We start from the raw sequence: 23,213 nt of genomic DNA, 5'->3' as shown, positions 1-23,213 counted from the left end.
TTTATTTATGAAGAAATTAGCATTACCAGACGATATTTTGATGCAGATTGATAAGCCTGCACGTTATATCGGCAATGAATTTAATAGCGTAATCAAAAATCCTGCTGACGTAGACATCAGATTTGCCATGTGCTTTCCTGATGTCTATGAAGTTGGTATGTCACATTTAGGAATTGCCATCCTTTACGATATGCTTAACAAACGTCAGGATACATATTGTGAAAGGGTATATTCGCCATGGCCAGATTTGCATAATCTGATGAAGGAGCGTAATATACCTCTTTTTGCGTTAGAATCACAGGACCCAATCAAAGGTTTTGATTTTATTGGAATGACACTTCAATACGAAATGTGTTATACAAATATTTTGCAGATTCTTGATTTAGCAGGCGTTGCATTATTAAGCAGGGATAGAGAAAATGACGATCCTATCGTTATTGTTGGTGGACCTTGTGCCACAAACCCAGAGCCAATCGCTGATTTTGTAGATTTGGTTTACGTAGGTGAGGGTGAAACAAGCTATCCAACACTTCTCGAACTTTACAAAGCACACAAGAAAAAGGGCTTCGATAGAAAGTCTTTCCTTAGAGAAGCCAGTCATATTCCAGGCATATATGTACCATCACTTTATGAAGTATCCTACAAGGAAGATGGAACAATAGCAGATTTCAAACCAATCTATGAAGATGTTCCTGCAACAGTCGAAAGACAGGTTGTAAAGGATATGGATTCATCTAGTTACCCAACAAAGATGCTCATCCCATTTGTTCGTGCCATCCAGGACAGAGTTGTTCTTGAAATTCAGCGCGGATGTATTCGTGGATGTCGTTTCTGCCAGGCCGGTATGATTTATCGTCCAAATCGTGAAAAATCCGTTGAAGTATTAAAGGCACAGGCCAAGGAATTATTAGCATCTACCGGTCACGAAGAAATCAGCCTTAGTTCCCTTTCATCAAGTGATTACCATGCGCTTGGGGAGCTTATGGATTTTCTTATTGATGATTGCTTATCAGAGGGTGTTAATGTGTCATTACCATCTTTACGTATTGATGCATTTTCTTTGGATGTAATGAGCAAGGTTCAGGATGTTCGCAAATCAAGTATTACTTTTGCACCAGAAGCTGGCTCTCAAAGAATGCGTAATGTCATTAATAAAGGACTTACAGTAGAAGACATTATCGGTGGTGCAACACTTGCATTTAAGGGTGGCTGGAACAAGGTTAAATTCTACTTCATGTTAGGTTTACCTGGTGAAACAGACGAAGATATGAAAGCAATCCCACAGCTTGCAAATGAAGTTGCTGCTGCATACTATGATACAGTTCCTAAGGAACAGCGACAGGGTAGATGTCAGATTACTATATCTACATCTTTCTTTGTTCCAAAGCCATTTACTCCATTCCAGTGGGCTCCTATGTACGAAGCAGGAGAATATCTCCGCCGTGCTAAGGTTGTAAATGACGAAATGAAAGCACAGCTTAATCAAAAATCACTTAAATACAACTGGCATCATTCTGATGTTACTGTTCTTGAAGGTGTATTTGCCCGAGGAGACAGACGTCTTTGTCCAGCAATTCTTGATGCATACAATAGCGGATGCTTCTTCGATGCTTGGGGTGAATATTTCGATTTTGATAAGTGGCTTGCTGCATTTGAGAAAAACAATATTTCAATCGATTTTTATGCTTACAGACAGCGTGATTTAGACGAAATTTTCCCATGGGATTTCATTGATTGTCATGTAACAAAGGATTTCTTAAAGAGAGAATGGAATAACGCCATGGCTGGCAAGGTTACTCCAAATTGTAAGATGAGCTGCAGCGGATGCGGCGCAAAATCTATAGGTTCGGGGGTATGTCACAATGCGCGTTAGAGTTAAATTTGAAAAAACAGGAATAATGAGATATGTTGGCCATTTGGATTTAATGAGATTTTTCCAGAAGGCCGTAAAAAGAGCAAATCTTCCAATTAGATATTCAGAGGGATTCAACCCACATCAGATTATGTCATTTGCAGCACCTCTTGGTGTAGGCCTTACATCTGTGGGCGAATATATGGATATCGATTTAAAGGAAGAAGTATCATCAAAAGAAGGTCTTAAAAGCCTTAATCGCAACATGGTCGAGGGCCTTGCAATTACAGGTTTCAAATATCTTCCAGATAACGCTGAAAAATGTATGAGTGCAGTTACAGCTGCCAGCTATATCGTTACATACAAAGATCCTAAGGATGATGCATGCTATATCGAAAATATCATAGATTTAAAAGAAAAGTTCTTTGATGAAGCTGCTTCTATAAATATTATTAAGAAAACTAAAAAAGGCGAAAGAGAGCTAGATTTAAAACCATTAATCTATCGCTTTAACCTTGAAATAAAAGATAATGTGCCTGTATATGATTTGCTTCTTTCAAGCGGTAGCACAGATAATATTAAACCAGAGCTTGTTATTAAGGCATTTCACGAGTATTTAGGTTTGCCTGAATTCGATGAGCTTTCACTTGATATTCAGCGTGTAGATATGTACACAGGAGAACCAGACAGCTTTGTTTCTCTAGGAGAAATAGGAGATGAACATTAAAAAAGTTGTAATTACAAAAGGAATATATTTCGATAAGGAGCTTCGGCTCCTTGTTTCTTTTGATGAATTTGATAAGCCTGTAGATTTAATCAATCTGGATGTTACCAAAATCGGCGAGGTATATCTTGCTACAGTAGAAAAAGTACTTAACGATGTAGACGGTTGTATCCTTAAGCTTGATTCGACCATAAAAGGATATATCGAGAATAAAAAGCTTATTCCAGATTCCTTTATCACAAGACATTCCGATAAAAAGAAAGTCTGTCAGGAAGATCAATTCTATGTCCAAATATACCAGGATAGAAAAGGTATTAAGCCATATTCTTGTAACTTTGTAAAGCAGGAAGACTATACCGAGAATCCTACATTCATAAACTATTATTTAGAAAAATATTGTAATTCTGACTCCGAAGTTATTACCGATATGCCTGACATCCATGAAGCTAATCCATCATTTAGATATTACATCGATGATTCATTATCATTATGGAATCTTTATGGCATAACAAAGCTATTAGACAATATTTGCTCTAGGATATGTCATTTGAAATCTGGTGGAAACATCGTAATCGAACCTACCGAAGCCCTCACTGTAATAGATGTAAATTCTGGTAAGAACTACGGAAAACAAAATCCATTTGAGGTGAATGTAGAAGCATTAGAAGAAGCGTTTAGAGAAATCAGATTACGTTCTATATCAGGAATCATTCTTATTGATTTGCTCAAAGTGTCAAAGTCAGAAGAAGAGAAATTGATTGAATTTGCCAATAGTCTGACTGACTCTGATATTTCGAGAGTTACAATCCACGGTTTTTCAAACCTTGGCCTTCTTGAAATTACCCGTAGCAAAATCTTTTCAACATTTACAATATAAAAAAGAAATAGAGCCTAAAAAACGACTCTATTTCTACCTGCTTGTTTTCCAAAATATAATTTTTTATCAGCTGCTTCAATAGTTGACTCAGTACCAATTGTCCTTGAATATTCTTCCAAGCCAAAGGTCATTGTCACATTGAAACTTTGATCTTTATACTTAAAATCTATATTTCTAACTTTATTTCTTAGGTCTTCCAGACGATTAAGAGCTTCATCGCCATTTTTATTTACAAATACAAATAAAAATTCTTCTCCGCCCCAACGTGCCACAAAATTTGGAAGAGTCATGGAGGACTTGAAAAGCTCAGCCAGCTCCGAAAGAACATAATCACCGCAATCATGGCCATAGGTATCATTAATGCTTTTGAAGAAATCTATATCACCGATTGCGATAGAGATAAAAGATATATCCTTAGCTTTCTCTATATCTTGCAACTCGTTCTGTGCGAACCGTCGATTCATAAGACCTGTCAGTGTATCTGTTTCAGACATCAACTTAAGCTGCTTATTATTAATACGAAGTGTTCTTTCAACATCTACATATAAGGTGCAGTAGAAGTAAGCAGTAAGTGAAAGACAAATAGAAAATTCTATTATATTTGCCCAGACTAAAAGCCTAAATTCCAATGATTCATGATCTAAGATTGTACCTCCAAAAGGAGTTAAAGTTGATAGTGAAAGAAATATAGCTGTTATTATCAGGCTCAGACTTATCTTTACCTTTAATGAACTCATGGCGTCATACCAAAGAACTAAAAAAGCAATATATATCATATTCTGAAAAGAACATCGCCATCCAAAACCATATGTCAGGATATAAGTAGATGCTATTGTTGTTAGAATTACTATAAATGCACAAGTACGAACTCTAATTATATAGGAAAGATTTAAAGCAATTGCATATATCACCACAGCTATTACTAGAACTGCCGAATAAAAATAGTAGCCTCCTATAATTGTATAAATCAAAACTGCAAAATAATAAGGAATCCATGCAAAAAGAAGGTATCTAACAAGAGATATCATGCTGCTGGAATCCTCACTATGGGCTGGTGCTTTTTTTATCCATTGATTAAGCTTTTTAATTGGCATCTTTTATACTCCGCTGTTGTATAAATTATATAAACAATTATAATTTTAGCCGTATGTAATGTAAATAACGTTAGTGCCGACTTTTTCAACAATAAACAGCTTTTGAAATTAGGAATAATTACAAATTCAGCTCTATAACAGATTAAACATAATATAATGATATAATTCTAATGATTTGGTGCAAACATTGATTCAGAAAGGAATAATCCTTATCATAGGATAGGAATCTATTATGGAACTAAACGAAATAATTCCTGTAGTAGAGAAAAAGGCTGAACAGATTGCAGAGCAGGAGATTGTAAAGTATAACAAAGATTTTCCTGAGATAAACTTAACAGACGATGCAAGAATTGCCGTTAAGCAGCGTGCAATATCACAACTGACACTGCAACTTAGTAAATTCAGATTCAAATCAGATACGGACTTGGAAGAACAATTCGACAAATGGTTTGAAACTACTGAGCAGGATGATTTGCACAGAGCTTGCAGGCATTGTTTAGAAGAAGAGGCTAGAAAAATACGAGAGAGCAATGGACATAATCTTTCATCTCTTGATCAATATCTCAAGAAACATCTTGGAGATGTACATACAGTTGAGTAATATTCAATTAAATTATTGACGATAGCCAATCGCTGTGCTATTATACTTGAGTATGCCGCTCAGTGTGGTTTTTTGAAGTGTGTTTCATTCCGAAGCACCACCGAAACTGGCGAGTAATGATAAAAAGGAGGAGCAACCATGTACGCAATTATTGCAACAGGTGGTAAGCAGTACAAAGTTTCTGAAGGCGATATCATTACCATTGAAAAGCTTGGCGTTGAAGCTGGTGAGAAGGTTACTTTTGATCAGGTTCTTGCTGTTAGCGACAAGGATCTCAAGGTTGGTGACCCTACAGTTAAGGGCGCAACAGTAGAGGCTTCTGTTGTTAAAGAAGGCAGAGGTAAGAAGGTAATCGTTTACAAGTACAAGAGAAAAACAGGTTACCACAAGAAGAATGGCCACAGACAGGCTTTCACACAGGTTAAGATTGAAAAGATTAACGGTTAATTATGGTTTCCGTGATTATTTCCAAGCAAGCAGCAGATATTAAACAGATTTCTTTGGACGGTCATGCCGGTTCCGAAGAAGCAGGACAAAACATTGTTTGTGCTGCAGTTTCAGTATTAGCTATTAACACATTTAACAGCATTGAGCGTTTTACTGATGATGCTTTTAGTGTTGAGGCAGCTGAAGATGGAGGACATTTAGTTATGTCTTTTTCAGAAAAGCTATCTGATAGAGCTCAGCTTTTGATTGACTCTATGTTGCTTGGTTTGGGCGAGATTCAAAAACAATACGGTGATGAGTATATTTCACTAGAAATTAAGGAGGTGTAAGACATGCTACAGATGAACCTTCAGTTCTTCGCTCATAAAAAGGGTGTAGGCTCTACAAAGAACGGTAGAGATTCTGAGTCTAAGAGATTAGGTGCTAAAAGAGCAGATGGTCAGTTCGTTAAGGCTGGCAACATTCTTTATAGACAGCGCGGTACAAAGATTCTTCCAGGCAATAATGTAGGTCTCGGTGGAGACGATACACTTTTTGCTTTAGTTGATGGAGTACTTCGTTTCGAGAGAAAGGGAAGAGACAAGAAGCAGGCTTCTGTCTATCCTGTAGAGCAGTAATTATTTGACCCGACTATACGTGTTACGTAAAGTCGGGTCGTTTTTCATTTCAATATAAGGAGATTTTTATGGCATTTGCTGATAGAGCAAAGATTATTATAAAATCAGGTAAGGGTGGCGATGGTCACGTTAGTTTCCGTCGCGAAAAATATGTACCAAACGGTGGTCCAAATGGTGGCGACGGTGGTAAAGGTGGAGATGTAATTTTCGAAGTAGATCCAGGCCTTAACACACTTACAGATTATAGACATCGTAGAAAATTTGCTGCAGCTCCAGGTCAGGAGGGTGGCAAAGACAATTGTCATGGCAAAAATGGAGAGGATTTAATCCTAAAGGTTCCTGAAGGAACAGTTATCAAAGATGCCGAATCAGGAAAGGTTATTGCAGATATGTCCGGTGATAACAAACGTCAAATCGTTCTTCCTGGTGGTAAAGGCGGACTTGGAAATCAGCATTTTGCAACTTCTACAATGCAGGCACCTAAGTATGCAAAGCCAGGTGTAGATGCAATTGAATTAGAGGTTATCCTTGAGCTCAAGGTTATAGCTGATGTAGGTCTTGTAGGTTATCCAAACGTTGGTAAATCAACATTTTTATCACGTGTAACAAATGCAGACCCTAAAATTGGAAATTATCATTTTACAACACTTAGCCCAAATCTTGGTGTTGTAGATGTTGATGATATAAATGGTTTCGTTATTGCTGATATTCCAGGCCTTATCGAAGGTGCATCTGAAGGAATCGGACTAGGTCACGAATTCCTTCGTCACATCGAGCGAACAAAGGTTATCATTCATATGGTTGATGGCGCTTCTGTAGAAGGTCGTAATCCTGTCGAGGATATTAAAACTATCTCTGCTGAGCTTGAAGCATATGATTCAGCTCTTCTTAAAAAGCCACAGGTTATCGCAGCCAACAAAATGGATGTAATCGGAGAGGAATCTAATCAGGTTCTTGAAGAATTAAAAGCAGAATTTGAGCCTAAGGGTATCAAAGTATTTGCTATTTCTGCAGTTAGCGGTCAGGGTATTAAAGAGCTTTTATACGAGGTTGTACGACTTCTTGATACATGTGACGATGCTCCAATCGTTTATGAGCAGGAGTTCGATCCTACTATCAGAGCATTCAATGACGAGCCTTACACAGTAGAAATTAACGATGAAGGCGATTACGTTGTTGAAGGACCACGTATTGAAAAAATGCTTGGATACACTAATCTTGAGTCTGAGAAGGGATTCTTATTCTTCCAGAACTTCCTCAAAGAGCAAGGTATCTTGAAGGAGCTTGAGGAAAAGGGTATCCAGGAAGGCGATACAGTTCGTATGTATGGTCTAGTATTTGATTACTACAAATAAAGAGGTATAGAAATGACAAATAAACAGAGAGCTTATTTATCATCTTTAGCAGCCGATATGAGCCCTATTTTACAAATCGGCAAGGCTTCACTCACACCAGAATATACAAATGCTGTTGATGAAGCTTTAGAGGCTAGAGAGCTTATAAAGATAAATGTATTAAAGAATTGTTTTGATGATCCTAAGGAAATCGCTCAAGTATTAGCTGAGCGTACACGTGCTGAAGTTGTTCGTGTTATCGGTCGCAAGATCGTGCTTTACAGAGCTGCTAAAAAGCCTGTTATTAAGCTTCCACAGTAAAGGAGACATCATGAGAATTGGCATTTATGGTGGTACATTTAATCCGATTCATAACACTCATATAGAAATAGCGCAGGCTGCTAAAAAGCAGTTTGACTTGGATATTGTCTATTTCCTTATTTCAGGCACACCGCCTCACAAGGATACTAGTGAAACTGTTGCTGATTTATGTAGATACGATATGGTGCGACTTGCAATCGAAGGCATCGACGGGCTAGAAATAGACGACAGAGAAATATATAGAGCTGGAAAGAGTTATTCTTATATTACATTTACAGAATTACATCAAGAGCACCCGGATGATGAATTATTCTTTATTATGGGTAGCGACAGCCTTATCAATTTCAAAAATTGGGTTAAGCCTGAAATCATTTCCCAGTATTGCAATGTGCTTGCAGCGCCTAGAGCCGGGGATGATATGGATAAAATAGAGCAATCTATCCATGAATGCAAAAATATCTTTGATGGTGATTTTTTCTTAATTGATTATATTGCAAACGATATTGCATCCTCATCAATAAGAAACAAAATCAGAATAAATCCAGATATTAAAAATCAGATGCCTGAAGCAGTCTTTAATTACATAATTGAGCATAATCTTTATGCCCCTGATTCATACACCATGGAAGACGTTATGCGTCTTGATGATGAAATGAAAAAGGAGTTAAAAGTAAGTAGATATGTTCACACCATAGGAGTAGCTCAAACAGCATATAGCTTAGCAATAAGATGGAATTATCCAGCTATAAATGCTATGGTAGCTGGTATGCTTCACGACTGCGCAAAATGCATCTCAGATGAAAAACGTATTAGTGTTTGCGAGAAAAACAATATTCCTATCACTGATATCGAATATAAATATCCACACTTGCTCCATGGCAAAGTTGGAGCATATTACGCTAAAGAAAAGTATGACGTAAAGGACAAGCAAATCGCTCATGCAATTGAAGTTCATACTACTGGATGTCCAAATATGAGTTTATTGGATAAAATCATTTTTGTGGCAGATTATATTGAACCAGGCCGTGACAAGCAGCCAAGGTTAGATATAATTCGTTCGGTAGCTTATAGTGATTTAGATTTGTGCGTATATATGATTCTTGAGGATTCAGTAAACTATCTTAATAGCAATCCTGATATGGTAGATCCAACAACAATAGATACGTTTAATTATTATCGTAAATTACTTAATAAATAGAAGAGAGGTACAATATGGATTCAAGAGAAATGGCAAAACTTGTTTGCAAAGCACTTGACGATAAGAAAGCTATCGATGTTAAAGCTATTGATATTTCAAATGTAAGTATCATGGCTGATTATTTCATCGTTGCTTCTGCATCAAACCAAAGTCAGATGAATGCAATGCAAGATGAAGTAGATAGAATTCTTTACGAAAACGGAATTCACGCTAAATCTATCGAGGGTAACAGACAAAGCACATGGGTACTTATGGACTACGAAGATGTAATTGTTCACTTATTCTCTGAAGAAGATAGATTATTCTACGATTTGGAAAGAATTTGGAAAGATGGCATCCTTATTGATGCTGCAGACTTATAGAATTAATAAAAGCCAATCCGAAAAGATTGGCTTTTTAAGTATAAATAACACTAGAAGAAACGGAAAACACCGAATACTTTACCAAGGATTTGACAGTCTGGAACAATGATAGGATCCATAGTGTCATTTTCAGGCTGTAAACGAATGTGTCCATCCTCTTTATAGAATGTCTTAACAGTAGCGCTGTCATCTACGAGAGCAACTACCATATCACCATTTTTAGCTGTATCTTGCTGCATAACAATAATAGTATCTCCATCAAGAATACCAGCATTAATCATTGACTCACCCTTGACGCGAAGCATGAACGACTGCTGATTAGGCATATGCTCAGCTGGAATAGGGAAGTATTCATCGATGTTCTGAACTGCAAGAAGTGGCTGACCAGCAGCAACATTTCCGACTACAGGAACATTGACTACCTCACGACGAACAATATTAAAATTATCATCAACAATTTCAATAGCACGTGGCTTTGATGGGTCACGCTTGATATATCCATTCTTTTCAAGAGTCTCCAAATGAGAGTGAACAGATGATGTAGATTTAAGATTACATGCATCACAAAGCTCTCTAACAGTAGGAGGATAACCTTTATTTAAAATTTCTTTTTTAATAACTTCAAGGATTTCGCGCTGTTTTGCAGAAATTTTTCCGTATGCCATAAGAAAGGCTCCTTTCTTTTTTATTAATTTTACAATATCACAAAGAACATACTTTTGCAAACACATTTTCCGAAATTTTGTTCGAAAAAAGTATTGACAAAACGAACGTTCGGATTTATATTGATACCAGAACAAAGGTTCCGAACATTTATTTTGGAGGGTTTGATATTATGAAGGTATATAACAAGTCAGAACGTATCGTTAGAAATAGAAAAATCATGTTATTAGCAGGCATTATCGCTACTTTATTATTCAGCTTCATTCTCTTTTCTAATAGAGCAGCAGCCGAAACAAATCGTCAGGTTTACACCTATTACACTAGCTATGAAATCCAGCCAGGTGACACTTTGTGGTCCATAGCAGATCAGTTCATGGGCCCAGATTACACAGACAAACAGGATTTCATCGACAATATCAAATCAATGAATCATCTTCTGGACGATGATATTACAGCTGGTAATTATCTTGTTATCGAATACTCTTCATACGATATGTTGTAGTAAGTATTCACAGGGCTCCCCCATTTATGGTACTATCATATATAGAGAATATGGATAGGGAGTTATTATGATTCGTTTTTTAATAGCAATTCTGTTTAACGCAAAACGTGGACCTGAAATTGTTCCTACTATGCGTAAAATGATAAAACATAAAGAAAAATACCCAGAGAATACAAGATACGCATATGCACTCCGACTTATACGTTATCTTAAGAAATCTGCCAGAATCACTACCGAAGTTTATGGCACAGAAAATCTTCCTGAGGAGGGCGGATACATCATGTATCCAAACCATCAGGGCAAATATGACGCTCTTGGAATCATGTATGCACATCATAATCCATGTACATTCGTTATGGACAAGGCCAAATCATACGGTTTCCTTGTTCGCGAAATGGTAGATTTGCTTGGTGCCAAGCGTTTAGCATTGGATGACGTACGTCAAAACGTTCGTATCATGGCTCAGATAGAAGAGGAAGTAAAGGAAGGAAAGCGCTTCATTCTTTTCTCTGAAGGCGGATATGCCAGCAATGGCAATATCGTTCAGCGTTTCAAGCCAGGCAGCTTCAAATGCGCTATGAAGGCTCAAGTGCCTATCATTCCAGTTACACTTATCGATTCTTACCTTGCTTTTAATAGCTTTAAGCCTGGTCCCGTTACCACAAAAGTAATATTTGGCGAGCCAATCTATTACGAAACCTACAAAGATATGAAAACCCATGAGGTTGCAGATATCGTTAGAAATACCATCATTTCTACCATGGAAGAATTTGGAGTATATGTAAATAATCCAGAAAAAGATCCTGAGTACTAATCGTCATTTAAAAATAGGTATATCAAGAAGCAATATCTCAAATACTTTCATAAAATACTGTAAAAATGCTCCGTAATCATTTAAAATGATTTCGGAGTTTTTTATTGGAGAGTTTAATATATGGAAAAATTTAAAAATACTACTAAGAATCTACTGGATTCATTGATAATTCAGGATCCTCACATTACCGTCACCAGTCCTAGTCAGGGATATTATTACTTTTCATTATTTTATGTTTTTGTTCATACCGCATTAGAAGTTTTTTACATAGCTGTCGGCTGCACTCCAATGGCGATTATTAATGTATTTAGCATCGCCTTATATGTATTTACATGTCATTTGTGTAAGATCGGTTCTGAGCTTGTAGCATATAGAATTGGTATGACAGAAATCTATCTACACATCATTTTTGCCACAGTTTTTTTAGGCTATGACTGTGGTTTTAACTTATGGTTCTTTGGGATGATGTTAGGAACCGTTACACCATACTATACCCCTATGAAAACGATAATTGACCGAGCACTTATGTATTTATTCGCGATTCTAATTATGGTCACATTTTATGTTTTAACTATACTTGATTACAATGAAATCATATATACACGCTACTATGTTTCGAAAGACATTGCCAAGGTTTTATTTGCTATAAATTCTTTGTTAATCTTTATTGAAATAATAGTACATGTATATAATTCTTCATTGAGAACAAATCAGTATGGCTATGATGTAAAAATGATAGCCAATACGGACTACCTTACAAAGCTCAATAATCGTCAATACATGCAACGATATACAAAGGATAGAATTACATGCTTCAACGAATCAATTGATAATACAGAAATTTCAATAGCGATAATGGATATTGATTATTTCAAAACTATAAATGATACATATGGACATTTAGCAGGTGATTATATCTTAATAGAATTATCAAAAATTCTCAGCTCTCAGAAACATATAAAAGTATCTCGATGGGGCGGAGAGGAGTTTTTGCTAATATCTTCAAGAGAGACCGATAATCAAACATTCTGCAAAATAATTGAAGGTCTATGCCAAACTATAGCTAATCTGAATTTAAAGTATAACGGTACATCTATAAAGGTCACTGCATCATTTGGAGTTGCAAAATACCAGCCTAATGAAAGCCTAGAAAACTTCATCAAGAGTGCTGATGAAAAATTATACGAAGCAAAACAAAATGGTAGAAACCAGGTTTGCTAAAATAAATAATGTAAAAAAGGGGGACAATAATGTTTATTACTGATGACGGCATTAAGCTAAATGCAAAGCTTGATATGCCTACAAATGGGGCTACTAAATGTCCACTATGTTTAGTATTTCATGGATTTACAGGACACATCGAGGAAGACCACATCCTTGCAGTATCTAAGGGATTAAATGATATAGGAGTTGCCACTTTAAGAGTAGATTTATATGGCCACGGCAATAGCGATGGTGAATTCAAGAATCACAATCTCTATAAATGGCTTAATAACATTCTTACAGTTGTAGATTACGCTAAAACTCTTGATTTCGTTACAGAAATGTATATGTGCGGCCACTCACAGGGAGGTCTTGCAGTTACACTAGCTGCAGCAATGGAAAGAGATGTAATTAAGGCTTTAATTCCACTTTCTCCAGCTTATGTTATAATAGAAGGAGCAAAAAAAGGCGAATTATTGGGACAGCCTTTTGATCCTGAAAACATCCCAGATATGCTTCAGTCATGGGATGGAAGAGAACTTAGTGGCAATTATATAAGAGTTGCTCAATCCATTGATTTAGACGCAGCAATTAAAAAGTATACCGGCCCAGTTCTAATTGTACATGGCGATGCTGATGAAGCAGTTCCTGTAGAATACGGAATTGAAGCATCGAAGAAATTCGCTAACTGCACATTGAAGCTTATACCTGGTGATACTCATTGCTATGATTATCACCTTGATCAGGCTGTTGATGCAGTAAAAGAATTCGTTAAAAGTTTATAATATATTTAAGGGACCTATTCATAGAATAGGTCCCTTTTTTCACACCTATTGCAACTTGTGGTGCTGGGACGTAAAATAAAATATGTAAAAGGAGACGGCTTATGGAATTATGTTATGACATGGTTATAAATATAGGGCTACTGGCTTTAATTGCTCTAGCTTTGACAAAAATTCCATATATTGACCATATTTTATGCCAGGATAGCGGTCACGCCAAACTAGGTCAGTTCATTCTAGGCGGAATTTTTGGTGGTTTCTGCATATTTTCAACCTGCACAGGCGGAATAGTTCAGGGAGCTATCCCAAATACAAGAGTGTTAGGCGTACTAGCAGGTGGACTGCTTTGCGGTCCAATAGTGGGAATCACGGCAGGAACTATTGGAGCTATTCATCGATTTCTATTTGATCCACATGGATTAACCACATTTGCTTGCGCATATTCTACATTTTTAGAAGGAATACTGTCAGCTGTCATATATCAGATTCTTAAAAAGAAGAATTATACATTAAAATGGACCACGCTACTTGTAATTACAGCTGCTGCGGAAGGGTTTCATATGATAAATCTTTTAATTTTCGTGAAACCATTTTCTGTAGCAATAGAAATTGTAAAGACGTTAACAATACCAATGGTAATAATTAATTCCATAGGTATGCTTTTATTCTTTTCAATTTTTAAAGATGTATATATGAGACAAATGCTTCAAGCAGATAATGAAAGGCTTGAAACAATAAACAACGATTTACTTGAAAAGACAAAAGCCAAGCAAAAGATTGGTCCTTTTGGATTACAGGCAGGAGATCACACAGAGCTTGTAGAAGCTGATAATATCTATTACATCGAGGCCATTCATAAAGGAGCAAAAATATATTGTAAAAACCAGACTTATTATAGCAATGAGCCACTTATTGAATGGGAGAAGAAACTAGAATCTGACGACAACTCATTTGTAAGAATTCATAGAAGCTATATTGCAAATCTTACAAAAGGTGATTCCTTACAACCAGATGCCAATAACGGTTATGCACTTTGTATGAAAGATGATAATCATACTATTATTCCAATCAGCAGAAAGATAATCCACGAAATAAAGGACTATTATAGCATGTAAATCAGTACCTGTTTTTAGCATTTCAGTCCGAACCCGTTGTTGTAGGTAAAATTAGATACTATACTCCAGGTTAAGAGATGTCCTTATAGGACAAAATAAATGTAACGGGGGTGTATGTATATGATTAGTTTTATTATTTGTCTGGCAGTACTTATAGGAGGGTACTTCGTCTACGGAAGGGTTATAGAAAAACTCTACGGACCAGATGATAGACAAACACCAGCTGTTCGAATCAACGACGGCGTCGATTTCGTTGTAATGCCAAAATGGAAGCTATTTTTAATCCAGCTTCTAAATATTGCAGGCCTTGGTCCAATTTATGGTGCATTAGCAGGAGCGCAGTGGGGCACATCAGTTTTTCTTTGGATTACACTAGGAACCATTTTAGCTGGTGGTGTTCATGATTTTTCTGTAGGATTTATGAGCATGCGTCACGATGGAGCCAGCATATCAGAGCTTACAGGCATATACCTTGGAAATGTAATGAAGACTATTATGCGCATATTCAGCGTCGTACTCCTTGTAATGGTTGGTACAGTATTTGCAGTTGGTCCTGCTGGTTTGATTTCTTTATTAATTGGAAATCAGGGTGGTTCAGGTCTTCTGACTAACACGTATTTTTGGTTGGCAATAATCTTAATTTATTATTTCATTGCCACATTCATTCCAATTGATAAAATCATCGGAAAGCTTTATCCAGTATTCGGAATATGCCTTATCGTTATGGCTTTTGGTGTAGCCATAGGTATTTTTACACACGGTTATACCATTCCAGAGATTCAGTTAGCCAACTTACATCCAGATAACACACCAATCTGGCCAATGATGTTTGTTTCTGTTGCATGTGGTGCTATTTCTGGTTTCCACGCAACCCAATCACCACTTATGGCTCGTTGCTGTTCTTCAGAAAAAGAAAGCCATATGGTATTTTACGGAGCAATGGTAAGCGAGGGTATTATTGCTCTTATCTGGGCAGCAGCAGGTAGTGCAATTTATGCAACGACAGGAGGTCTTACAACTGGTTTAACAGCAATGCTTGCAAATGGTCAGGCTACTTGTGTATATGATATCTGCACAAAGACAATGGGAGGGTTAGGCATCGTTTTAGCAATGCTTGGAGTTATAGCTTGTCCTATAACATCTGGTGATACAGCTTTCAGATCAGCACGACTTGTAATAGCTGATTGGTTCAAGATTGACCAGAAACCATACCTTAGCCGTCTGTACATTTGCGTTCCACTTCTTGCAGCCGGTGCACTGATTAGTCAGTTAAACTATGGCGTAATCTGGAGATATTTCAGCTGGTCAAATCAGACACTTGCAATGATAGCTCTTTGGACCGCATCAATGTATCTATATAAAAATGCAAAGAATTACTGGTTCACAGCAGTTCCTGCAACATTTATGTCAGCAGTTTCTGTCACATATTTCTTCTGTGCACCAGAGTGCTTACATCTATCTACACAAATAGCTTATCCAATAGGAATAATTGCAGCCGCTGTTTTCCTCGGATTATTTATAAGAGCTACATTAAAACAACATGATACAGTTTCTCATTTCAAGATGATGCATCATGTATGATAAAAAGTGAATAAATAGGAGCCGATAAGGTAATCATATAGTACAAATCAAAACACTTATGGTTGATTAGAAATTTTCAATCATAAGTGTTTTTTTATATACGTCTCTCAAAAACATGGTAATTTACGCTTTAAATTATTCCTAATAACAACTAAAATAAAAACAATTAATGATAAATGAGGTATATGATGACTAAAAATATTCTCAACTACGTAATGGCAAAGAATATACAATAGTGTCAGAGCAGACTTTAGAAGACGAGTAATAGGATAATCTCTAAAGCAAATTGAAAGTCATAAATAAGACAATCTATAGAAGAGGTGTAAATGTATTTAATATCAGCATATTTTGATAAAAATACAACTGAAAAGCTTCAGGAATATATTTGCAAAATAGCAGAGGCATCAGGCAATAGTTTTATGCTAGATAATAACGTGCCTCCCCATATGACGCTAACCGCAATAGAAGCTAGAAGCATAGATGTACTGGTGCCTACTTTTGAAAATCTTAATAACAAATTACATGGCGGTGATATATCAATAATATCTGTAGGCCAGTTTATGCCGAAGGTAATATATGCTGCGCCATATTTAAACCAGTACTTGTTTAATCTTCAGCAGGATATATGCGAAGCTTTTGCTGATATTCCGGAAACAACAATAAGTAACTACTATAAACCGCTTTCATGGTTGCCACACATTACCCTAGCTAAAACATTAAATAAAGATCAAATGGCTAAAGCTATAATGTGCATGAACGATTTTAAGGCGCTAGACGCTCAAATAGTACGTATAGGCTTAGCCAAGGTTAATTCTCACCAAGATGTTAGCGAGATATCCTTGAAAAAATGACTTTTTTTATGTATTAATGTAATATTTACTACAAACAATATATATATTATTAAGGAGGGGTTGTGTTTATATGGCTCTATTAAAATGTCCAGAATGCAATAAAGAATTTTCAGAATATGCAACTGCTTGTCCTAACTGCGGCTGTCCAATTGATATTGTAAAGCAACACTTACAATCTACAACTGATGCCCATACTATTCCAACTGAATTAGTTAAAGAGAGTAATGAAGATTTATTTCAATCTAGTGATATAAAAAGTTCTTTTGACTATACCCATAAGAAGCATACTGTCGATATCAAAGATGTTGAAATTCCTTTAGTAAAGATGGTAAATGGTGAAAGGATATTATATTACATAATTGCTGTTTTCGTTTTTTTAACCTTTTTTATTGCACTCATTAACTTACGAATAATTCCAGCAGTTCTGTTGTTTCTCTCAGGGCTAGCGATATTACCTAAAAAGAAAATCCTTGAATTTTGGGACAATAGAAATCTTTCAAATCCAAAAATAACAAGAATTCTAACATCAATTGGTTTATTTATTGCCGCTGTTGTTATATCAAGAGGAATGACAGCTGTGAAAGAAGGCACTAATGCCGCAGCAACTCAACAATCTGCAGAAAAAATTACTGAAAATAGTGATATAAATACCGTAACAACAGATGAAATTGTTGACGAACCCAATCTTGATTCTAAAATTGCAGATATTGAAAATGCAGGATATTATTACATTACACCAGACGATTTAAACACCTATTGCTCAAATCTGGAAGGCGTTAAAATATATACCGTCATAAATGTTGATGAGTTGGATAATGAAAAGATTCAATCTACATTAGTTGATGGTTATATGATGAGTAATTTTTATACATCAAAAGATGTGACTAATAGTATTTCAGAAGATGATGTTGTTGCGGTATATGGCACAGTCGCAGATTATAATTCGTATGGTAGTATTGGAACTTCTGTAAATATAAACGATTGTGAAATCTTAGCTGTAGGAGATGACGCTTCTTCTTTGAAGCAAGAAGCATCTAGTGAAAACCTTGCAGACTATAGTGTTGTTACACCTGAAGTCGCTAATAATAACAACATTTCTGAAGAAGATTATAAAACCTTATGTGAGACCGTTTCATATAATGATGTGTTAAGAAATCCGGATGATTTCGATGGTAAATATATTAAAGTTAGTGGCACTGTAGATCAAATTATAGAAGGCCTTTTTGATTCTGTTACCATCTATGTAAAAGATAGTAGTGGTAATAAATGGGATTGTTATTATTATTACAATGATGGAGAATCTCATATACTTGAAGGTGATTACATAACAGTTTATGGTAAATGTGATGGAACATCGACAAGCACTACAGTTTTAGGAAAACAGGTCACTCTACCAAATATTACATCAGAATATATAGAATAAATCATTGTCCAATAAAACAGTTGATTTGTGAACGCGAAAACTTGTAAATATACTACAATAGAGCCATGTTAATCAAAATGATGCGTTTTCCAGTAATATCAACGTTTTTTATCTGATTGATATTTTGGGGAGCGCAAAATTATTGGAAAAAGTGTTCACAAAATATAAAAGCCATTTATTGAACAGGTGTGTGCTCAATGATAAAAGAATTTGATGAAAACCGAGTTTATGGATATGCGCGAGCCAGCACGAATGAATCACGCCAGGATATTGATTGACAGAAAAGTGAGCTGAAATCTTTAGCAAATACAAGGGTCACAAATGTGACTATCGTTCAACAAGGAGAAAAAAGTGTCAATTCAAGGATTAAATCAAGCAGACAAAATAATCTCAATGGCTAAAGAAGGGGCTAACTGGAAAAAAATGCCTCAAAAAAAGGCCCTAGAAAGAAAAAATACAAAGGATCTGAAAAATATATATGTAATAAATTTGGAAAAACAATAGTAGTATATAGTGATTACAATCCAGCTGAAATATTCTGGAACCCTTTAAATCTTTTATTTTTGATTCCTTTTATACCAATTATGGTTTTTCTAACTCTTGGGTATTATAAATACTTGAATGATAGCAAAGGCATATTATTTCTCATTTTGGATATTATTATTTTTATTTTATCTCTATGGACAATAGATATTTCGTTGCTAATAAAATATTTTAGATATAAAGATTTCGTTAGATATGATAAAACCACAAAGAAACCTATTATTAAAGCCAGCATATGCACAGGTGAGCAGGTGGCTGGCTTTAGGGATCTTTCCACCGGTGCTTTTGAAGAAGTAATGCTTATAAAGAATCAAGAAGACCTAGCATCATTTAAAAAGATTTACGGCATCACAGAAGAAATTGAAAAGATATATTAAAGGAAGAATACGTTATGTTTTTTATTATGGGAATTACTGATGGTCGCAAAGACTTTGACTTTAGTCAGACTGTCATATGTGATAATTGTGGGAAATATGGAAGATATCAGGTTTTCATGCTCTATACAATTCTATCTCTTTTCTTTATCCCAACTTTTAAATGGAATAAAAGATATTATGTTCAGATGAGCTGCTGTGGCAGTGTATATGAAATTAATCCTGAAATAGGTAATCGAATAGCTTCAGGAGAAGACCTACAAATCAAGCCTCAAGATCTCACTAAAGTAGGCAATGGGAGAGGCTTCTTCAAACACTGCAATAACTGTGGTTACGAGACAGCTGAAGACTTTGATTTTTGCCCTAAATGCGGAATGAGGTTTTAAATGAAAATAATTACACGAGTAGAATATTGGTACTCCCCATTTATGAGAGAATAATGCATAAAATGGGGAGTATTTTTTTGTGTAGTATTTGAGCAAAACCTTAATTGACATACCATAATGGTTGGTGTATTTTATAAGCATAGAAAATATGGAACGGGTTCCATATAATAATATAATGACGCAGGACCGGGCTGCGTTTTTTATTGAGGGGATATGGAACGGGTTCCATATATGTTTTTACACTAGGAGGAGAAAAAATGAAAAGAAAAATTCTTTGCTCAGGTCTTGCCATTATGATGGCTTCATCTCTTATGGCGTGCGGGTCTTCACAATCTACAGGTGGAGATGCAAGCACAGGTACTGAAGGCGCAACACAAGGTGATATGGACGATGCCGTAATTACTATTTGGTCACCAAGTGATAAAGAATCTATTGAGAATTGGTGGGCAGAAAAGATTGACGAATGGAACACAGCTCATCCAGACATGAAGGCAGCTCGTGAGGCGATTGATCGTTCAGATTCATATGCATATGATAATAAAATCGCAACAGCTGTAACATCAAATAGCCTTCCTTCAATATTCTTTGTAGACGGACCACAGGTTTCATACTATGCAGCTAATGGACTTATTGTTCCAATCACTGATTATTTTAGTGATAGTATTGATGATTTTGATCCTGCAACACAGGCTCAATGTACATATGATGGTGAATTATATGCAATATCAGCAACACAGTCTGGTGTAGCATTCTACTACAACAAGGATTTGTTAAAGGAATGTGGTGTTGATACTGATGACTTGGATTCAAGAACTATTGATAATCCAATAACATGGTCAGAAATGGCAGAAATTGCTGAGAAATGTACAACAGATAGTTATGTAGGAACACATATTATTATGGACCACGGCGAGGGTATTCCTTATGCTCTTGAGCCAATGTATATTTCAGAAGGTAAGGACTATATTTCAGATGATGGAACTACAGCAGATGGCTATGTAAATAGTGACGAATCTGTAAAGACAACAGCATTTCTTGCAGACCTAATTGCAAAAGGTTATGCAAATGTAGATCCTATTACAGACGAATTCTTAAATGGCGCATGCGCTACTGAGTTAGGTGGTTCATGGGATGTAGCTACACTTGAGGCTAATGCAACTTTCGATTGGGGCGTAACATATTATCCAGTTGCTGATGATACTCATAAGGCTGTTTCTCCATGTGGAGACTGGTCAGCAGCTATTTCAAAGGATTGCGAGAATGTAGAGGCTACAGGTGAGTTCCTTAAATGGTTAATGAATACAGAAAATGTTGCTTCATATGCAGATGCAATTGCTAAGCCTGCAACTAGAGCATCAGCTTATGATGAGGAATGTATGGCTTCTTATGCAGAAGGACCAAGAGCTTTATTCGTAGAACAGCTTCAGAATTCAGCTGCTCCTCGTCCAAGAACTCCATCATATGCAACTTTCTCAACAGATTATGCAGAAGCAATGTCAAATATTTTCTCAGAGGCTGCTTCGTCAAAAGCTGTTGATGAATCATACATTAAAGAACAGTTAGATTCTGTAGCAGACAGTTTTGCTGAAGATTATAACACTTACTACGCAAATTAATTAGTAAGGCTTGATGATACTATATTAAAAGTCGCATCAATTATGGTGCGACTTTTATATAGCATAGCTAGTAGCTTAGCAGTAAAGGAATTCTAAAAATAGGAGCAATATCGATGGCAAAAACAGAGCAAATGTCTGGAAGAAAACGGGATGAACGAATTGCTGGATATGTTTTTTCATTGCCTGCAGTAGTATTACTGATAGCGTTTTTGGTTGTACCGATTATATATACAGTGTACTATTCAGTGTTCCAGTATCAGGTTATGAGACCAAATGATATAACATTCATTGGTTTTGAAAACTATCACAAATTGATTACTGATTCTGACTTCTGGATTTCATTAAAAAATACTTTTTATTTCACTATTATAGTTGTGCCAGTCCAATGTGCATTAGCATTGGCATTGGCAATGTTAGTTTCAAAAAAATTTAAAGGTGTAGCAATATTTAGAACTATGTATTTCAGTCCACAGTTAACATCTATGGTTGTAATTGCTGTTCTTTGGACTGTTTTATACAACTCTAATCCTAATACTGGATTAATTAATGCGTTATTAGTAAATCTTGGTCTTGAACCAATTAACTTTTTGACCAATGAGAGAACAGCGATGAATTCAATCATCTTTATGTCTGCATGGCAAGGAGCAGGCTATCAGATGATGATCTTTCTTGCAGGATTGCAGGGAATTCCAAGAGATCAATACGAAGCTGCATCAGTTGATGGGGCAACACCTTGGCAACAGTTTTGGTTTGTCACAATACCAAATCTTAAAGGAACAATTAAGTATGTCATTATGATTACTATGATTCAGGCGATGAAGCTATTCACACAGCCATATGTAATGACACAGGGTGGTCCAAGAAATTCCACAAAAACCATGGTGTATTACATCTACACCCAGGGATTTCAAAAAGGAAATTTTGGATATGCCTGTTCAGTTGCAGCTGTATTCTTTGTGATTGTTGTGGCAATGTCATTAATTTTGCAAAAAATAACATCAGAAGAATGAAAGGAGTAGCTTATGAAATCTTTAAAAGCACAGAAGGCACTTCAGAAAATTCTATTCTATGCTGGTAATACAATAATTGGAATTATCTTTGTTTCTCCTTTGATTTGGATGATTTCAGCATCGTTAAAACCAGAAGCAAAAATATTTGCTAACATGAATTCAATACAGACTTTTGTTCCTGAAGATGCAAGCTTTGATAACTATATTGAGGTTTTCAGACGAGTTGATTTGATGAACGTGTTTAAGAACACTATCACATATATTTTGCTTATTTTAGTATTTGATTTATTAATCAATTCAATATGCGGATATGCATTGGCAAAATTTCGTTTCAAAGGAAGAAAGCTAATTCTTAGCTTTGTAGTTGCATTAATGGTAATGCCAATGGAGGCAATTTTACTTCCAATGTACATTGAAATGTCACAGCTAGGTTGGGTAAATTCACTGCCAGCATTGGTAGTTCCATCAATTGCAAAATGCTTTTCAATATATATGTTTTACAACTTTTTCAAGGATATTCCTGATGATTTATTGGAAGCAGCTTCAATTGATGGTAGTTCACCAATCAGAACTTTCTTTAGCATTGTAATGCCTATATCAAAAACGGTATATGCTACAGTATTTATTTTGGATTTTGTGGCTCATTGGAATGATTTCATGTGGCCATTCTTGATAATGACAGGTAAGGAAAGTCGCACTATACAGCTTGCCGTTCAGTCATTTTTTGGAACACAGCCTGTACATTATAGTGCTATCATGGCATCACTGGTATTATCTGCAATTCCTATGATAGTTATGTTCATATTTATGCAGAAATACTACGTTGAAGGTATAGCATCTTCGGGTATAAAAGGATAAAAAATAAATATAATAAAAGCAATAAATTAACTTGAAAATTTGCCCAAAAACAGATATCTTAAACT

27 protein-coding genes are annotated in these 23,213 nt (G+C 35.9%); 25 read left to right on the top strand and 2 right to left on the bottom strand.

All coding sequences use genetic code 11. From position 1 onward, the window contains the following. Nucleotides 1-7: 7 nt before the first annotated feature. The 3 genes from BO15_RS0109610 to BO15_RS13285 are packed head-to-tail and all read left to right on the top strand — an operon-like array spanning nucleotide 8 to nucleotide 3,453. The gene (locus tag BO15_RS0109610; RefSeq protein WP_033154123.1) at nucleotides 8-1,873 is read left to right on the top strand and encodes a TIGR03960 family B12-binding radical SAM protein; all 1,866 of its coding nucleotides are present in this window, start codon (nucleotides 8-10) and stop codon (nucleotides 1,871-1,873) included. Beyond that, nucleotides 1,863-2,579 carry a TIGR03936 family radical SAM-associated protein gene (locus BO15_RS0109605; protein WP_033154122.1) on the top strand — a complete coding sequence of 239 codons (717 nt, stop codon included), beginning with the start codon at nucleotides 1,863-1,865 and terminating at the stop codon, nucleotides 2,577-2,579. The genes BO15_RS0109610 and BO15_RS0109605 overlap by 11 nt, the downstream gene beginning before the upstream one ends. After that, a complete protein-coding gene (locus tag BO15_RS13285; protein ID WP_052169876.1) occupies nucleotides 2,569-3,453 on the top strand; it encodes a ribonuclease E/G in 885 nt (294 codons plus the stop codon). Before BO15_RS0109605 ends, BO15_RS13285 begins: the two co-directional genes overlap by 11 nt. A 14-nt stretch (nucleotides 3,454-3,467) precedes the next feature. On the opposite strand, the gene BO15_RS13280 is transcribed toward BO15_RS13285, so the two are convergent. Beyond that, complete coding sequence (locus BO15_RS13280; protein ID WP_052169875.1) at nucleotides 3,468-4,547, bottom strand: GGDEF domain-containing protein; 1,080 nt, start codon at nucleotides 4,545-4,547, stop codon at nucleotides 3,468-3,470. A 232-nt stretch (nucleotides 4,548-4,779) separates the two neighbouring features. Here BO15_RS13280 and BO15_RS0109590 point away from each other — a divergent pair, with 232 nt between their 5' ends. The 8 genes from BO15_RS0109590 to rsfS all read left to right on the top strand — a co-directional run bounded on the left by BO15_RS0109590 (nucleotide 4,780) and on the right by rsfS (nucleotide 9,427). Then, nucleotides 4,780-5,148, top strand: a complete 369-nt coding sequence (locus BO15_RS0109590; protein ID WP_033154121.1) for a hypothetical protein — start codon at nucleotides 4,780-4,782, stop codon at nucleotides 5,146-5,148. Between the two features lie 138 nt (nucleotides 5,149-5,286). Then, nucleotides 5,287-5,595, top strand: a complete 309-nt coding sequence (gene rplU / locus BO15_RS0109585) for a 50S ribosomal protein L21 (RefSeq protein ID WP_028236391.1) — start codon at nucleotides 5,287-5,289, stop codon at nucleotides 5,593-5,595. A 2-nt stretch (nucleotides 5,596-5,597) separates the two neighbouring features. Beyond that, a complete protein-coding gene (locus BO15_RS0109580; protein ID WP_033154120.1) occupies nucleotides 5,598-5,924 on the top strand; it encodes a ribosomal-processing cysteine protease Prp in 327 nt (108 codons plus the stop codon). Between the two features lie 3 nt (nucleotides 5,925-5,927). Further along, nucleotides 5,928-6,212, top strand: a complete 285-nt coding sequence (gene rpmA / locus BO15_RS0109575) for a 50S ribosomal protein L27 (protein ID WP_015549701.1) — start codon at nucleotides 5,928-5,930, stop codon at nucleotides 6,210-6,212. A gap of 68 nt (nucleotides 6,213-6,280) precedes the next feature. Further along, nucleotides 6,281-7,567 (top strand): GTPase ObgE, encoded by a 1,287-nt coding sequence (gene obgE / locus BO15_RS0109570; protein WP_033154119.1) that lies wholly within the window; start codon nucleotides 6,281-6,283, stop codon nucleotides 7,565-7,567. A 12-nt stretch (nucleotides 7,568-7,579) separates the two neighbouring features. Continuing rightward, nucleotides 7,580-7,867, top strand: coding sequence for a ribosome assembly RNA-binding protein YhbY (yhbY, locus tag BO15_RS0109565; RefSeq protein WP_033154118.1), 288 nt, complete (start codon nucleotides 7,580-7,582; stop codon nucleotides 7,865-7,867). A 10-nt stretch (nucleotides 7,868-7,877) separates the two neighbouring features. Then, nucleotides 7,878-9,065, top strand: a complete 1,188-nt coding sequence (gene nadD, locus BO15_RS13520; protein WP_081828625.1) for a nicotinate-nucleotide adenylyltransferase — start codon at nucleotides 7,878-7,880, stop codon at nucleotides 9,063-9,065. Nucleotides 9,066-9,079: 14 nt separating this feature from the next. Further along, nucleotides 9,080-9,427, top strand: coding sequence for a ribosome silencing factor (gene rsfS, locus BO15_RS0109555; protein ID WP_033154117.1), 348 nt, complete (start codon nucleotides 9,080-9,082; stop codon nucleotides 9,425-9,427). A gap of 50 nt (nucleotides 9,428-9,477) precedes the next feature. Here rsfS and lexA read toward each other — a convergent pair whose 3' ends face one another. After that, nucleotides 9,478-10,092 (bottom strand): transcriptional repressor LexA, encoded by a 615-nt coding sequence (lexA, locus tag BO15_RS0109550; RefSeq protein ID WP_033154116.1) that lies wholly within the window; start codon nucleotides 10,090-10,092, stop codon nucleotides 9,478-9,480. 170 nt (nucleotides 10,093-10,262) lie between these two features. On the opposite strand from lexA, the gene BO15_RS0109545 reads away from it, so the two are divergent. The 14 genes from BO15_RS0109545 to BO15_RS0109485 all read left to right on the top strand — a co-directional run bounded on the left by BO15_RS0109545 (nucleotide 10,263) and on the right by BO15_RS0109485 (nucleotide 23,148). After that, a complete protein-coding gene (locus BO15_RS0109545; RefSeq protein ID WP_052169874.1) occupies nucleotides 10,263-10,592 on the top strand; it encodes a LysM peptidoglycan-binding domain-containing protein in 330 nt (109 codons plus the stop codon). 67 nt (nucleotides 10,593-10,659) lie between these two features. Further along, the gene (locus tag BO15_RS0109540; RefSeq protein WP_052169873.1) at nucleotides 10,660-11,406 is read left to right on the top strand and encodes a lysophospholipid acyltransferase family protein; all 747 of its coding nucleotides are present in this window, start codon (nucleotides 10,660-10,662) and stop codon (nucleotides 11,404-11,406) included. A gap of 120 nt (nucleotides 11,407-11,526) precedes the next feature. Beyond that, nucleotides 11,527-12,627 (top strand): GGDEF domain-containing protein, encoded by a 1,101-nt coding sequence (locus BO15_RS0109535; RefSeq protein WP_033154115.1) that lies wholly within the window; start codon nucleotides 11,527-11,529, stop codon nucleotides 12,625-12,627. A gap of 29 nt (nucleotides 12,628-12,656) precedes the next feature. Continuing rightward, entirely contained in the window at nucleotides 12,657-13,394 is a 738-nt protein-coding gene (locus BO15_RS0109530) for an alpha/beta hydrolase (protein ID WP_033154114.1), read from the top strand. A gap of 101 nt (nucleotides 13,395-13,495) precedes the next feature. Beyond that, complete coding sequence (locus tag BO15_RS13275) at nucleotides 13,496-14,506, top strand: LytS/YhcK type 5TM receptor domain-containing protein (RefSeq protein ID WP_052169872.1); 1,011 nt, start codon at nucleotides 13,496-13,498, stop codon at nucleotides 14,504-14,506. 120 nt (nucleotides 14,507-14,626) lie between these two features. Then, nucleotides 14,627-16,087 carry a carbon starvation protein A gene (locus BO15_RS0109520; RefSeq protein ID WP_033154113.1) on the top strand — a complete coding sequence of 487 codons (1,461 nt, stop codon included), beginning with the start codon at nucleotides 14,627-14,629 and terminating at the stop codon, nucleotides 16,085-16,087. Between the two features lie 326 nt (nucleotides 16,088-16,413). After that, on the top strand, nucleotides 16,414-16,938 hold the full coding sequence (locus BO15_RS0109515) for a 2'-5' RNA ligase family protein (RefSeq protein ID WP_033154112.1): 525 nt from the start codon (nucleotides 16,414-16,416) through the stop codon (nucleotides 16,936-16,938). Between the two features lie 70 nt (nucleotides 16,939-17,008). Then, nucleotides 17,009-18,361, top strand: coding sequence for a zinc ribbon domain-containing protein (locus tag BO15_RS0109510; protein WP_033154111.1), 1,353 nt, complete (start codon nucleotides 17,009-17,011; stop codon nucleotides 18,359-18,361). A 351-nt stretch (nucleotides 18,362-18,712) separates the two neighbouring features. Further along, nucleotides 18,713-18,865, top strand: a complete 153-nt coding sequence (locus BO15_RS13645) for a hypothetical protein (RefSeq protein ID WP_157752338.1) — start codon at nucleotides 18,713-18,715, stop codon at nucleotides 18,863-18,865. A 200-nt stretch (nucleotides 18,866-19,065) separates the two neighbouring features. Continuing rightward, nucleotides 19,066-19,281 carry a hypothetical protein gene (locus BO15_RS0109505; protein WP_033154823.1) on the top strand — a complete coding sequence of 72 codons (216 nt, stop codon included), beginning with the start codon at nucleotides 19,066-19,068 and terminating at the stop codon, nucleotides 19,279-19,281. Between the two features lie 14 nt (nucleotides 19,282-19,295). After that, nucleotides 19,296-19,664 carry a zinc ribbon domain-containing protein gene (locus BO15_RS0109500; RefSeq protein ID WP_033154110.1) on the top strand — a complete coding sequence of 123 codons (369 nt, stop codon included), beginning with the start codon at nucleotides 19,296-19,298 and terminating at the stop codon, nucleotides 19,662-19,664. Nucleotides 19,665-19,921: 257 nt separating this feature from the next. Beyond that, entirely contained in the window at nucleotides 19,922-21,280 is a 1,359-nt protein-coding gene (locus BO15_RS0109495; RefSeq protein WP_033154109.1) for a sugar ABC transporter substrate-binding protein, read from the top strand. A gap of 113 nt (nucleotides 21,281-21,393) precedes the next feature. Continuing rightward, on the top strand, nucleotides 21,394-22,290 hold the full coding sequence (locus tag BO15_RS0109490) for a carbohydrate ABC transporter permease (protein WP_033154108.1): 897 nt from the start codon (nucleotides 21,394-21,396) through the stop codon (nucleotides 22,288-22,290). 12 nt (nucleotides 22,291-22,302) lie between these two features. Then, nucleotides 22,303-23,148, top strand: coding sequence for a carbohydrate ABC transporter permease (locus BO15_RS0109485; RefSeq protein WP_033154107.1), 846 nt, complete (start codon nucleotides 22,303-22,305; stop codon nucleotides 23,146-23,148). Nucleotides 23,149-23,213 lie beyond the last annotated feature (65 nt).

Origin of the sequence: Pseudobutyrivibrio ruminis HUN009 (assembly GCF_000703005.1) — a bacterium.
In the GTDB taxonomy this organism is placed as follows: Bacteria; Bacillota; Clostridia; order Lachnospirales; family Lachnospiraceae; genus Pseudobutyrivibrio; species Pseudobutyrivibrio ruminis_A.
The sequence above is the reverse complement of the archived record's forward strand: the minus strand, read 5'-3'. Positions and strand labels throughout refer to the sequence as shown.